Source organism: Companilactobacillus crustorum JCM 15951, from assembly GCF_001434585.1.
GTDB lineage: Bacteria > Bacillota > Bacilli > Lactobacillales > Lactobacillaceae > Companilactobacillus > Companilactobacillus crustorum.
In genome coordinates, this window is the sequence record NZ_AZDB01000018.1 from 28207 (window position 1) to 42174 (window position 13968).

The 13968-nt window shown below is 35.9% G+C and carries 14 protein-coding genes; 9 read left to right on the forward strand and 5 right to left on the reverse strand.

What is annotated here, in order from left to right:
• Nucleotides 1–11 precede the first annotated feature (11 nt).
• The 5 genes from FD26_RS06365 (at nucleotide 12) to FD26_RS06385 (ending at nucleotide 4369) form a co-directional block, all read left to right on the forward strand.
• Nucleotides 12–986, forward strand: coding sequence for a ribose-phosphate diphosphokinase (locus FD26_RS06365; RefSeq protein ID WP_057867593.1), 975 nt, complete (start codon nucleotides 12–14; stop codon nucleotides 984–986).
• 185 nt (nucleotides 987–1171) lie between these two features.
• Nucleotides 1172–2041 carry an alpha/beta hydrolase gene (locus tag FD26_RS06370; RefSeq protein ID WP_103429339.1) on the forward strand — a complete coding sequence of 290 codons (870 nt, stop codon included), beginning with the start codon at nucleotides 1172–1174 and terminating at the stop codon, nucleotides 2039–2041.
• On the forward strand, nucleotides 2041–2388 hold the full coding sequence (locus FD26_RS06375; protein WP_057867594.1) for a tautomerase family protein: 348 nt from the start codon (nucleotides 2041–2043) through the stop codon (nucleotides 2386–2388). The genes FD26_RS06370 and FD26_RS06375 overlap by 1 nt, the downstream gene beginning before the upstream one ends.
• Before the next feature lie 14 nt (nucleotides 2389–2402).
• The gene (locus tag FD26_RS06380) at nucleotides 2403–3518 is read left to right on the forward strand and encodes an NADH-dependent flavin oxidoreductase (protein ID WP_057867595.1); all 1116 of its coding nucleotides are present in this window, start codon (nucleotides 2403–2405) and stop codon (nucleotides 3516–3518) included.
• A gap of 5 nt (nucleotides 3519–3523) precedes the next feature.
• Nucleotides 3524–4369, forward strand: coding sequence for a DsbA family protein (locus FD26_RS06385; protein WP_057867596.1), 846 nt, complete (start codon nucleotides 3524–3526; stop codon nucleotides 4367–4369).
• Nucleotides 4370–4466: 97 nt separating this feature from the next.
• Here the strand turns inward: FD26_RS06385 and FD26_RS06390 are convergent, their stop codons facing one another.
• The 5 genes from FD26_RS06390 to FD26_RS06410 form a co-directional block, all read right to left on the reverse strand.
• The gene (locus FD26_RS06390) at nucleotides 4467–4826 is read right to left on the reverse strand and encodes a winged helix-turn-helix transcriptional regulator (protein ID WP_057867597.1); all 360 of its coding nucleotides are present in this window, start codon (nucleotides 4824–4826) and stop codon (nucleotides 4467–4469) included.
• A gap of 153 nt (nucleotides 4827–4979) precedes the next feature.
• Nucleotides 4980–5390 carry a large conductance mechanosensitive channel protein MscL gene (mscL, locus tag FD26_RS06395; protein WP_057867598.1) on the reverse strand — a complete coding sequence of 137 codons (411 nt, stop codon included), beginning with the start codon at nucleotides 5388–5390 and terminating at the stop codon, nucleotides 4980–4982.
• A 134-nt stretch (nucleotides 5391–5524) separates the two neighbouring features.
• The gene (locus FD26_RS06400; RefSeq protein WP_057867599.1) at nucleotides 5525–7219 is read right to left on the reverse strand and encodes a glycerol-3-phosphate dehydrogenase/oxidase; all 1695 of its coding nucleotides are present in this window, start codon (nucleotides 7217–7219) and stop codon (nucleotides 5525–5527) included.
• Between the two features lie 125 nt (nucleotides 7220–7344).
• A complete protein-coding gene (locus FD26_RS06405) occupies nucleotides 7345–8688 on the reverse strand; it encodes an HD domain-containing protein (protein ID WP_057867600.1) in 1344 nt (447 codons plus the stop codon).
• Nucleotides 8688–9596: a lipoate--protein ligase family protein gene (locus FD26_RS06410; RefSeq protein ID WP_082596245.1), complete on the reverse strand. Its 909-nt coding sequence runs from the start codon at nucleotides 9594–9596 to the stop codon at nucleotides 8688–8690. Before FD26_RS06410 ends, FD26_RS06405 begins: the two co-directional genes overlap by 1 nt.
• On the opposite strand from FD26_RS06410, the gene FD26_RS06415 reads away from it, so the two are divergent.
• The 4 genes from FD26_RS06415 (at nucleotide 9556) to FD26_RS06430 (ending at nucleotide 13787) form a co-directional block, all read left to right on the forward strand.
• Nucleotides 9556–9996: a YwiB family protein gene (locus FD26_RS06415; protein ID WP_057867602.1), complete on the forward strand. Its 441-nt coding sequence runs from the start codon at nucleotides 9556–9558 to the stop codon at nucleotides 9994–9996. The genes FD26_RS06410 and FD26_RS06415 overlap by 41 nt on opposite strands.
• Before the next feature lie 46 nt (nucleotides 9997–10042).
• Nucleotides 10043–10696, forward strand: a complete 654-nt coding sequence (gene rpoE, locus FD26_RS06420) for a DNA-directed RNA polymerase subunit delta (protein WP_057867603.1) — start codon at nucleotides 10043–10045, stop codon at nucleotides 10694–10696.
• A gap of 162 nt (nucleotides 10697–10858) precedes the next feature.
• Nucleotides 10859–12472 (forward strand): CTP synthase, encoded by a 1614-nt coding sequence (locus FD26_RS06425; protein ID WP_057867604.1) that lies wholly within the window; start codon nucleotides 10859–10861, stop codon nucleotides 12470–12472.
• A gap of 34 nt (nucleotides 12473–12506) precedes the next feature.
• Nucleotides 12507–13787 (forward strand): UDP-N-acetylglucosamine 1-carboxyvinyltransferase, encoded by a 1281-nt coding sequence (locus tag FD26_RS06430; protein ID WP_057867605.1) that lies wholly within the window; start codon nucleotides 12507–12509, stop codon nucleotides 13785–13787.
• Nucleotides 13788–13968: the final 181 nt, after the last annotated feature.

The window sequence follows — 13968 nt, forward strand, 5'->3', positions numbered from 1 at the left end:
TGAATAATTAAATGTCATGTCAAAATAACGAACAATCAATGAAGATTTTTGCATTGAACTCTAATAAACCTTTAGCAGAAAAAATTGCTAAAGAAGTGGGCGTACCACTAGGAAAGTCATCAGTAACACGTTTCAGCGATGGTGAAATTCAAATCAATATTGATGAAAGTATTCGTGGTTCTGAAGTTTTCTTGATTCAATCAACTTCAGCTCCTGTTAATGATAATTTGATGGAATTATTGATCATGGTAGATGCCTTAAGACGTGCTTCTGCTAGTGTTATTAATGTTGTGATTCCATATTATGGTTATGCTAGACAAGACCGTAAGTCTCGTTCACGTGAACCTATTACAGCTAAATTAGTTGCTAATATGTTAGAACGTGCTGGTGTTGACCGTGTTCTTGCACTTGATCTTCATGCTGCACAAATTCAAGGATTCTTTGATATTCCAGTTGATCACTTAATGGGTGCTCCATTATTAGCTGATTACTTCTTATCAAATCATCTTGAAGAAGGCGCAGTTGTTGTTTCACCTGATCATGGTGGTGTTACACGTGCCAGAAAGTTAGCTGAATTCTTGAAGACACCAATTGCTATTATTGATAAACGTCGTCCTCGTGCTAACGTAGCTGAAGTTATGAATATTATTGGTAATGTTAAAGGTAAACGTGCCATCATCATTGATGATATGATCGATACTGCTGGTACAATTTCATTAGCATCACAAGCTCTTATTGATGCTGGTGCTACTGAAGTTTACGCATGTTGTACACATCCAATTCTTTCTGGTCCGGCTATCGAGAGAATTGAAGCTTCACCAATTAAAACATTGGTTGTAACAGATTCAATCAACCTTCCTAAGGACAAGATTATCGACAAGATGGTTCAAGTATCAGTTGGACCTCTTATCGGTGAAGCAATCAAGCGTGTTCATGATAATGACCCAGTTAGTCCATTGTTCAATACACGTTTCCAAAAGAAATAAAGTAAATTTGTAAATTAAAAACAAAAAAGATGAGTCAGTAACCTTAAAGGTGCTGACTCATCTTTTTTTGTGGATTCAATTAAATATTTTTAAGGAAGAAAAATATGCGTACTTGTTATTTTATTCTTTGAGTTTATTATTATCCACGTACTCAAAAAGAGATACATGAAAGCGGGGGGACATCTATGATTGAAGAACTCAATATTATTTCAAAATCAGGAACAGAATTGCAAGGCACACTTTTTAAATCGGGTCATGCTTCGACAGTTTTGATAGCTATAACAGGTGTTCACGGCAACTTTTATTCCAATCCCTTTTATGTAAATATTGGAAAAACTTTGATGGATGCAGGTATAGATTTTATTTATGCTCAGACACGGGATGCCTTTAGCCAAGTTGAAGCAATTAATCATGTAACTGGTAAAAAGGAACTTGTAGGATCATGGTCAGAGAATTTTGATGATGCCAATGAAGATGTTGAAGCTTATTTAGAATATGTGAAAAATCATCATTATCAAGATGTGATTTTAGGCGGACACTCACTAGGTGCTAATAAAGTAATTCATTATTTAGCAACGCATAAAAAATCGAATGTGGATAAATTTTTGCTGATAAGTCCAGCAAATATTAAGCGTCTAACTGATACAGTTTCGGAAAAAGAAAAGTTAGTTGTTAAGCAATTGGTTGAAAGTGGCAAAGGAAAACAAATTTTACCATTTCAATTATTTGGATGGTTGCCATGTACTGCAGATACTGCCGATCAATGGTTAAACTCAACGACATTGGATAATGTTCATACACGAAAAAATGCTGATTTTAGTCAGGTTGAAAGAATTGAAAATACTGGCGCACTTTTAATTGGGACAATGGACACTTTTACTTATGGCGATCCTGTCAAATATCTTCAAAATATTAATGAACATTTTCAAAACAAACAGAATAATGATCTGATTTTTATAAAAAATACGGGACATACGTATCAAGAAAAGGAACAAGAATTAGCTAATGAAATTTTGAAGCTGATTCAAAAATGGCAATTTGGAGGTATTTCATAATGCCCTTTATCATGACAAAGGTTAATCGAAAAGTTACAAAAGAACAGGAATTACAATTAAAAGCTGGTTTAGGTAAGGCAATCAGTTTTGTACCAGGTAAGTCGGAGGAGGTCTTGATGGTAGGAATCGAAGACCAATATCATTTGTATCTTCGTGGTGATGGAACTCAAGCTCTGGCATATATTTCAGTAGCAATTTATGGCACAGCTGATCATCAAGGCTATGACAGGTTAAATTTAGCTATTACTGAATTGTTTTATAAAGTACTTCACGTAAATCCGGAAAATCTTTTTATTGATTATGAGGATATTAAGAGCTGGGGTACTAGTGGCTATTTTATTGAATAAGGAGAGAAATAAAAATGAAAGATAAATATCAAAAGTTATTTGACTCATATACATTGAACAATGGTGTTGAAATAAAAAATAGATTAGTTGTTGCACCTTTGACGGTCTATTATTCTGGTCCCGATGGAGAATTGACAGATTCAGCTCGTACTTTTTGGAAAGATAGATTTAAAGGCTTCGGAATGTGGATTATTCCCTTTACAAATGTCCATCCAAGCGGAATTGGTTTTGAGTCGCCTAATGCTTTCCATGAAGAGAATTTACCAACATTAAAAGAGTATGCCGATATTTCGCATGAACAAGGAGCAAAAGCAGTTATTCAATTAGCTCATTCGGGAATTCGTTCTGATACCTCGATGAATCAAGGCTATGATCTGCTCGGTCCTAGCGATCTACCATATATGGGTGTTCGTGGTATGACCGACGAGGAAGTTAGAGAAATAATCCATTCATTTGCTTATGCTACAGAGTTAGCTATTCGAGCAGGTTTGGATGGAGTTGAGATTCATGGTGCTAATGGTTGGCTAGTACAACAGTTTGTTTCAGCTACGTATAACAAAAGAACCGACCATTGGGGTGGCAGTATGGAAAAACGTTTTAATTTTCCAATGGCCATCATTGATGCAATTGATGAGGTTCGTCAAAAATATCATCGTCCTGATTTTATTGTAGGTTATCGTTTTTCACCAGAGGAACCTGGACAAGAAGGATTGACTATGAAAGAGACCCTAGCTTTGGTCGATCGCTTAGTGGAAAAACCTTTGCAATACATTCACATTTCTCTATGGAATTTTTATAAAAAGATTCGTCGTGGCGGCAGCAATAAGATGACTAGAATGGAAGCTGTTCATGATCGAATTGCTGGGCGTTTGCCATTTATCGGTGTAGGCGATCTTTTTGCAGAAGAGAAAGGACTTCAAGCATTCAACACAGGTTGGGCTGATTTCTTAGCCGTTGGTGGAGCAGTTGAGTTGAATCCGCATTTGGTTGATCAAATAAAAAATGATCGTGAAGATGAAATTCAAAGTGAATTTGATTGGAATCAGATGGATTCATATCGTTTTACACCTTCAATGCTTTATGGAACATTGTCAGGTAATGCTATGTTTCCAAAAACTAAACAGGAGTAAGAAAAATGGATCAATTAAAAATAATCACAGTAGCTGATCCGATGATGGGATTATTATGGGAAACTTGGCCAATTCATCGCAAACTTGAAACTCATTTTGGAGAACAGATATCTTTTGGAACGTTGATGGGACAACTAGTGAAAGATGTATACGGTTTGGTAGATCAAGAAATTTTATCCCGTTATGGCAAAACAGTTGCTCTTAATCAATATTGGGTAAAATTAATGCAGATTTATTTACAGGAAGAAAGATTGACGGGCATGCCTATCCAAATGGGTACAAATGAAAGACTGTTTGATGAAAATCACACTTCTTCTTTGCCACTTGATCGAGGATTGCGAGCAATTGCTAAGAGTAATGCCGAATTAGAAGATCAAGTATTGTATGAACTTCAATACGATACAGTTGTAGAAAATAAGCAAACTAATGATATTAATTACCTGACGAAGTTAGCGGCTAACTTTAAAATTGATAAAAATAAGTTTTCTGCTAATTATAAGTCGGTTAATTTAAATCAAGAAATGAACATTATGAGCCAGCTAAAAATTTCTCAATTACCGGCTTATATAGTTACTTATGGAGATAAGAGCTACGTTATAAAGGGGCTGCCTAAATACTCAGAGTGGGTAGATATGATAACAAAAATAAGTCAAGGTAATTTGAAGAGTCGCAAGGTTACTTTTAATAAAGAAATGGTGCTTGATTTTATTAAAATTCATCCGCATATTTCAAGTTTGGAATTAAAAGAGGCATTTGGTTTGAGTGATGAGCAAGAAGTTATAAGGATACTTGAAGACACTGATTTAAAGACCAAAAAAATAAAGAAGACTATCTTCTATAGTTTGAAGTAATAAAAAATCCAGTACGGTAACCATCAATGATGGCTGCTGTACTGGATTTTTATGTAGAAAGAATTAGTAAAAAGCTATGTTTCAAATTTTAAAGAGTTTATCTATTTTTGTGTATCTTTTGGCCCCAATCAAACAAGCCATCCATAGTGTAAACTAATTCTTTTCCTAAATCAGTTAGGTGATAAGTCACAGATGGAGGAACCGTTCCATCGTCGTGTCGTACTAAAAGTTTATCGTCCTCAAGCTCACGTAAACTTTTAGTTAGCATAGTATTGGTAATATTTCCGACCATTCGTTTGAGATGATTATAATGCTGTCCATCTTCAAGCATTAGTTTCCATAAAATCGGAATTTTCCATTTGGAGCCGATGATTTGCATTGAGTATGTAATTGGACAATAATCAGGCATTTCTTTATTGAAACGATTGATTTTTTCCTCAAAGATTTGTTGTTCCATGATTGATTTCAGATCCTTTTTTTAGAAATAAATATATGCGTACAATCTATTTACGTTCCACGAAATACTAACACATATAATCTATGCTAAGCAAAGAAAAAACGTTCTATACCTATTAGATAAAAGTCTGATAGGTATAGAACGCTTTAATTGTTAGTATCTGTCGTTATGATTATTTCTTTGTTGATATCTGAGTAAATCACGGATTTGTTGTAAGTATTCAGTTTGTGGATCGGGAATTTCGTCACCATTTTTATCAAACTTACTACGTGAACCATCACGGCGCATACGGTTCATCATCTTAACGATCATGAAGACGACAAACATGATGATTAGGAAATTGATCAATGCATTGATAAAATCACCGATTAGGAAGTTTGCTCCTAATACTTGAAACTTCATATCTGATAGATCAATTTGCCCAATAAAGAGTCCGATTAGCGGATTTAAAAGGTAGGTAGTAATCGCTGATACCAAACTATTAAAGGCAGCACCAACGATAACACCGACAGCCAAGTCAACAACAGTACCACGGGAAATAAATTCCTGGAATTCCTTAAACATTCTCGCCCAATCTCCTTCATTGATATTACCTTTTTCAAAGTACAAGATTCACTTTACTATACTTTGGAAAATTTTAAAGTAGGAGATTGATATTTATTGAAATTTTAATTGAGCTGTAAAAAAGTAATTTTCAATCAGTCATTTTTAAAATCGGCATATTTTTGCTTAATATTGCTCAAGTCAGTCAGTGCTAATTTTTCGTTAACTTCATCAGTCATCTGCTGCTTAGCTTCGTCGTCCCAATGATAATAATTAGCCATACAATTGATAACAGCTGATTTGATTGTTTTCATATGTTCAATATCGAATAGCATTTGACTGCTACGACGTAGCAAGTAGTCAATTGGATGTTCAACCATTTCGTATTGAAGACCGTAATTTAACATTGCCCAATCGATTCTTGGCAAGCGGACTTTTGTTTTAGTATCAGGTAGTAGATCGTAAACTTTTTGAACATTGGATCCGTATCTTTGTACTAGTTTTTCAGCTTCTTCTCGGTCGAGATCATAATTAATGATACCTTCATGAACAGCATTGTCGAAGAAATCCATCCAACCTTTGCCACCACCGACATCGCCACCGGATAAAGTTAAATCTTTAGTGGTTGTAGGTTGGTAACGTAGATTTTCTTCCATAGCCAATTGCTTGCCAACGCGATCAACAATTTTTTCAGCCATTTTTCGGTAACCAGTTAGCTTGCCGCCAGCAATAGAGAGCAATCCGGATTTAGATTGGAAAATCTCATCCTTACGTGAAATTTCTGAAGGCGATTTTCCTTCTTCTTGAATTAAAGGACGAACGCCAGACCAGCCGCTTTCAACGTCATCTGGAGTTAGATATTGTGGTAGGTCAAACATTTGGTTAGCAGCAGCTAGAATGTAAGTTACATCAAGGGCAGTGATATCTGGTTCCTTAGGATCTTTGTTCCAAGTAGTATCAGTAGTTCCAATATAAGTTTTGCCTTCACGTGGAATGGCAAACATCATTCTGCCATCATGGAACGGAGTATCAAAGAAAATTGAATTGGAAATAGGAAACTTTTCGTGATCGATTACTAAATGAACTCCCTTAGTTAGATGCAAATGTTTACCTTGGTTCGAGTGATCCATTTCTCTAATTTCGTCAACCCAAGGACCGCAGGCATTAATGACTTTTTTGGCCTGAATTTCGCCAGTAGAACCATCAATTAAGTTCTTAAAAATAACTCCGCATACTTTATTGTCAGAATCATACAGCAAGCCAGTTGCTTTAACATAATTAGCGATAAAAGCGCCCAATTCATTAGCTTTTTTGACAACTTCCAAAGTAAGACGAGCGTCATCAGTTCGGTATTCAACATAGACACCAGAACCCTTGAGACTTTCACCCTTGATATAGGGCTCACGTTCTAAAGTATCATGAGCGTTTAACATATATTTACGTTCCGAAGATTTTACTTCGGCAAGACGATCATAGACATCCAAACCAATGGCCGTTGTATGAGGTCCAAAAGTACCGTTTTCGTAAAAAGGCAACATCATTTTTAAAGGCGTTGTAACTTGAGGAGCATTATTATAAACGATGGCTCGTTCACTGCCGACTTCATGGACTTCTTTAACAGCAGCCTGTTTTAAATAGCGTAGACCACCATGCACTAATTTTGTTGAACGACTAGAAGTACCTGAGGCAAAGTCGCGCATTTCAATCAATCCAGTTTGCAAGCCACGACTTTGGGCATCTAAGGTAATGCCGCTACCAGTAATTCCACCTCCAATTACCAGTAGATCAAGGACTTGGTCCTGCATAGCTGCTAGATTATCGGATCTAGTTTTATCTGAGAATTCTTTCATGTTATCCTCCTGCTAAATACATTTTGGTAAAACAAGCATAATCTCATCAAGTGATAATTGCACAAATTAAATATTAAGATTAACTACTTTTATTTTAATAAAATGCCAGGAAAAATGAAAACGTTTTATTGAATAATTTTGTCATTATGAATATGTTTTTGGAATTCAGTATAATCTTGATTGAAAATGTCGTCGGTTGGTTTAGTTAACATGGATTTGGGGAAGTAATAACGTTCATCGCCAAGAATTTTGCCTGTCAAAGCATTTACTAAACGACTAACTGTTGAAAGCTCAATTAAGGAACCGTCGTCTTGCATAATCTCAATTTGCGTACGGCTTTTATTAGAATTAGGATTGTAGACATCGTATGGAAGATCATAGCTAGTGTTAGTGGCGGTGTAATAATTTTTGTCAAAGCCGACGTTCTCTACTAAATTAGATAATTCAGGCAGTAAGTGTTTTGTCTTTTTATCGTATTCAGCAGATTTAAATGGCTTTCGGGAAAGAAAACGATAGGCAAGATCCTTTAGAATCTCATCAGGATAACTTTGCCAGAGGGTAAAGTAAGTATTAAGAATGCCATCATCTAAAAGCAAATAGTCTTCAATAGTAACTTTGTTTTCAAAGAAGGGTACTAACAAGCTGGGCATTTCAAAATCGTTCATATGATTATGCTCATATAGGTCCTTAGCTCGTTGCAACAGTTTGGTTAACACAACTTCCATACCGCGGGAAACGGGGTGGAAATAAACTTGTTGATACATTTGGAAGCGACTGATGATGTAATCCTCAACAGCGTGCATTCCATCATTGTCAAAGGCAATGCCACCTTGATAAGGACGCATAACTCTTAGAATTCTAGTTAGGTCAAACATTCCATATTTTGTACCAGTAAAGTAGGCATCCCGCAATAGATAGTCCATTCGATCAGCATCTACTTGACTAGAGATCATTTGGACAACTTGAGGATTAGGATAGGTGTGAGCAATAACTCCAGCTACTTTTTCAGGAAAATCATCGGAAACTTGGCGTAAAACTTGATTGATTTCCGTTTCAGGCGAAGTAATGATCTTTTGAGTCCACATTTCGTGATCAGTATCGAAAATATGTTCAAAGGTATGTGAATAGGCTCCATGACCAACATCATGCAAAAGGGCAGCACATAAAGCTACAATTCGCTCGTTATCATCCCAAAGACCGTCGCCAGGAGTTTTGGTAGGATAATTTCTTTGAAAGTTATCGCAGATTTGACGAGTGATTTCATAGACACCCATACAGTGAGTAAAACGTGAGTGTTCAGCACCTTGGAAAGTAAAAGACGAAGTTCCTAATTGCTTGATTCGACGAAGACGTTGAAATTCCTTAGTATTGATTAAGTCTAAAATAACTTTATGCTGGATATGGATGTAATTGTGAATAGGATCGCGGAAAACTTTTTCTCTTGGTAGCATTTCAATGTTGTATGACATTATCTTTCCTCCAATAAAACTTTATTTCGTTTAATAAGATCCTTTAAGGTCTTGTCATAAGCTTCTCGATAAGGCTGTGAGTTTTGGATAATAAAAAATTCCTTGCGACTGATTTGGTAATCTTGTTTTAAAACATTAAGAATTTTTTCTTTGGCAAGATCGAGTGTTAGATCGTTTTTTAATAATGTATCTAGATTTTCCATGGCTTGTAAATCGATATCGGGATAATCAATTTGTTGATTTTGAGGATAGTTGCCAATTTCATAAAAACTTTTCATCAGTTGACTTCGCTTTTTTTGATTGCCATTAATACTAATATAAGCCATAATTGCTACAGCATTGCCACTTCTTCTTTGAGAAATACCGGCAAATTTCTTGCCATCAATACTAAGATCGTATGTTCCGGGACAGTAAGAGTGTACGATTTCGCCGGCTTTGATTTGTTCGGAAAAAGTGGCTCGTAATAAAGCAGCCATTTTTTCATAGGCATCGTCAATCAATAAATTATCTTTATCAGGTAAAAATATGGTAAAATTTAAAATTCCTTGGTCTGTTACTACGCCTAGTCCACCAGAATTGCGTAAATAAAATAGGTAATTCTTATCAGACAGCATTTGTAATCCGGCCTTGAAATTGTTCAAACGCTTATCCTGCATTCCTAAAATAACCGTTGGGGGGGTTACCCAAAAATGTATTACGGGTTGCCTATTTTCCGAAACAAATTTTAGAATAGCCCCAGTATCTGAAAAGGGGACAAGCATATCTTTGTTAGAGCTTATTTTTTGGTCGTATAATATAATAGTATTGTTCACATAATCACTTCTTTTAATTAATAATATAATTTTATCATGTAGAGGCAGTAGGGTATTGGAAAATAATAGATTTGACGTAAAAGTAGAGTTAAACATTGATACCGTTCAATCTGGAGAATTGACCCACACAAAAATTTCTGAACCGGGTCAATTTATTCAAATGGGCGATTCAATGTATTTAAGATTCAATGAAAGTTTAGATAATGATGATACAGCCTCGATTCTAGTTAAAATTACGGAATCAGGCGAAATTCATGTAAAAAGGGTCGCTAAATCAACTAATTTAGCTTCATTGTTATATTTTACCCACCAAAAACATAATACAGGGCATTTGGAAACTGAATATGGAATCTTGCCATTACAGACTTTTACCAAAGATTCTAAGGTAGAAATTGTCAGTAATCCGCTTTCTGGGAAAATAAACATTGATTATGACTTGATTTACGACAATAATGTAATAGGTAATTATAAGTTTAGATTGATTTTTAGTGCTTAGGTCTATATCATTATAAGTAAGACGCTGCGAAAGGACGTGTACACGTTTGAAGTTTGACAAATTCAAGGATCAAAACAAAGACGAACTCTCACTAATTGAGGTTGCCTATGAGATCTTAAATAATAATAAAAAAGAAGTAATGAATTTCTCAGATATCATTAATGAAATCCAGGACTATTTAGGTAAATCTGATGACGATATCAAGAGAGCACTTCCTCAATTTTATACAGATTTAAATAATGATGGAAGTTTTCTTTCACTCGGCGAAAATGTTTGGGGTCTACGTAAGTGGTATCCATATGATTCAGTCGACGAAGAAGTAAATCATCCTGAGGATAATGGTACTGAAAATACTCATAAGGATGCTCAAAAGGTTAATGCCTTCTTGAGTGATGACGACGAAGATGATGATGTTGTTGATTATGAGGATGACAGTGATTTGGATGTAACTGACATGGACGATGAAGATGACGATAGCGATGGCTCATCTAATGGTCCTGATCTATCTAAATTTACTAACTCTGATTTAACCGTTGACGACGATGATGACGACGAACATGATGATAGTTTGGAAGATGGTATTGAAGGTCAGCTTTCTGAATTCGATGCAGATGATGACGATGAAGCTGATGATATTGATCTTTCTGATGAAGATGATGACGACGTTGAAGACGACGACGATGACGATGATAATAAATAAGTTCAATTTTTTGAATTAAAAGTTTGACGACTCGAACATATCACGGTATTATATAGTTCGGGCTCTATTAGATAGACAACTTTAAGTTCCCTGTTCATTTGAATAGGGGACTTTTTTATTTTGTGAGTAAGAAATCCCTAGAATTAATATGTGGAGGAAAATATGACTAAATACATTTTTATTACAGGTGGAGTCGTTTCATCATTAGGAAAGGGAATCGTTGCCGCATCCCTTGGTAGACTTTTAAAGAATCGCGGCTTAAAGGTTACAATGCAAAAGTTCGATCCCTATATCAATGTGGACCCAGGAACAATGAGTCCATATCAACATGGTGAAGTTTATGTTACTAATGATGGTACAGAAACTGATCTAGATTTAGGACACTACGAAAGATTTATCGATAACGATTTGAACAAATATTCAAACGTTACAACTGGTAAAATTTATTCCGAAGTTATTCGTCGTGAACGTCACGGTGATTACAATGGAGCAACTGTTCAAGTAATTCCACATATTACAGATATGATCAAACAAAAGATCATGCGTGCTGCAACAACTACTGATTCAGATGTAATTATTACTGAGGTTGGTGGTACTGTAGGTGATATCGAATCACAACCATACTTGGAAGCATTACGTCAAATGAAGGCTGAAGTTGGTTCAGAAAACGTCGTTTACATTCATACATCATTAGTACCTTACTTAAAGGCTGCTGGTGAAATGAAGACTAAGCCAACACAACACAGCGTTAAAGAATTGCGTGGAATTGGTATTCAACCAAATATCTTGGTAGTACGTACAGAAATGGCAATGCCACAAAATATGAAAGACAAGATTGCTTCATTCTGTGATGTTGATCCAGAAGCTGTTATCGAATCACGTGATGCTAGTTCACTTTATGATATTCCTTTGAATTTACAAGCTCAAAACTTCGATGATATCGTATGTCATTACTTGCATTTAGATACAAAAGAAGCTGATATGGCTAACTGGAATAAGCTAGTTAATCGTGTTCATAACTTGAAACATAAGACAAAAATTACTTTAGTTGGTAAATATACTAAATTACAAGATGCTTACATTTCTGTAACAGAGGCCCTACGTGCTGCAGGTTATGCTTATAATACAGAAATAGAACTAGAAAAGATCTCTGCCGATCTTATTACAGAAGATAATGTTGCTGATTATCTAAAGGATTCTGATGGTATTCTAGTACCTGGTGGTTTTGGTAGTCGTGGTCTTGAAGGTATGATCACTACTATCAAGTATGCTCGTGAACATGATGTTCCATATTTGGGAATTTGTTTAGGTATGCAAATGGCTAGTATCGAATTTGCTAGAAACGTAGCTGGAATCAAGGATGCTACAACTGGTGAAGTTGATGCTAATGCTCCACACAAGATCATCGATATTATGGCTGATAAAAAAGATGTCGAAGATCGTGGAGGTACTTTACGATTGGGTGCATATCCATGTAAACTAAAAGAAGGCTCAAAAGCAGCAGCTGCCTATGACAATCAATCAGTTATCCAAGAAAGACATCGTCATAGATATGAATTCAACAACGAATATCGTAAACAATTCGAAGATCTTGGCTTAGTATTTTCAGGTGTTTCACCCGACAACCGCTTGGTTGAAGTGATTGAAGTTCCTGAAAACAAGTTCTTCGTTGCTGCTCAATACCATCCAGAATTCTTATCAAGACCAACTAAACCAGAAGGTCTATTTAAAGGATTCATCGGTGCAGCCTCAGGCCTTGAGGAAGAAGACCTATAATCTTCGGTAGTTAAATATAGTTAGGAAAAAGCTTATGCAAAAACTTGTAATCAACGGTGGAAAGAAATTATCGGGTGAAGTGACAATCGGTGGTGCTAAAAACAGTACCGTAGCTTTAATTCCTGCAGCCATTTTATCCGATACACCTGTAGTGTTAGATTCTGTTCCCCAAATTAGAGATGTAAAAAACTTACGTTCTATTTTGAAAGATATGAACGTTACTTCAGAAATGAATAATGATGTATTGCGAATTGATCCGACAAAGATCCAATTTGCTGAATTACCAAGTGGTAAAGTAAGCAGTTTGCGAGCCTCATATTATTTTATGGGTGCTATGCTAGGACGATTCGGTAAGGCCGTAGTCGGTTTTCCTGGCGGTGACGATATTGGACCACGTCCTATTGATCAACATATCAAGGGATTTGAAGCATTAGGTGCACACGTTGAGAACAAACATGGGCAAATCATTATTACAGCTCCAGAAGAAGGACTTAAGGGAGCTAAGATCTTTTTAGATATGGTTTCAGTAGGTGCAACAATCAATGTCATCTTGGCTGCTGTTAAGGCTAAGGGTACAACAGTGATTGAAAATGCTGCTAAGGAACCAGAAATAATTGACTTGGCAACTTTCTTAAATAACATGGGTGCAGTTATCCGTGGAGTTGGGACCGAGACTATTCGAATTGAGGGCGTTGATACGCTACGTTCAAATAATGCTCATACTATTATTCCTGATCGAATTGAAGCTGGAACTTATTTAAGTTTGGCTGCTGCTAATGGTGGCGACATTTTGATAAAAAATATTATCAGCGAACATTTGGATGCTTTCTTAGCCAAGTTGGATGAGATGGGCGTTAATTTAGAAGTTGGCGAAGATAGTATTTATGTAAAACCTTCAACAAGTCTGAAAGCCGTTAATATTAAGACTATGCCTTATCCTGGCTTTGCGACTGATTTGCAGCAACCAATTACACCACTTTTGATGAAAGCTAGTGGGGATGCAATGATTATTGATACGATTTATCCAAAACGTGTTAAGCATATCTCCCAGTTGAATAAAATGGGTGCTGATATAACCAGTGAAAATGATTTGATTTTTGTTCATGGTGGGGCTAAATTAAAGGGCGCCAACGTGTCTGCAGATGAAATCAGAGCTGGTGCCTGTTTAATGATTGCTGGGCTTTTGGCTGATGGACAAACAGTAATCGATCATGCTGAAAATATCTTGCGTGGATACGATCAAGTCGTATGGAAACTGCATTCATTAGGTGCAGATGTTAAATTAATTGGTGAAGACGATTTAATTGAGTCTTGACATAAGGAATTTAACCTGATAAATTTACTTATAGTTTAAAACAAGAGAGGAAGTGCGCCGTTGAGAAATTAAGTTCAAATTCTAAATTATACAAATATAGAGATATAGTGTGTAGTTTGATTTGGCTTATTTTCTTAACAGTGCTTCCTTATAAAAATGGCTGTTCGTCAAATCAAGTTGA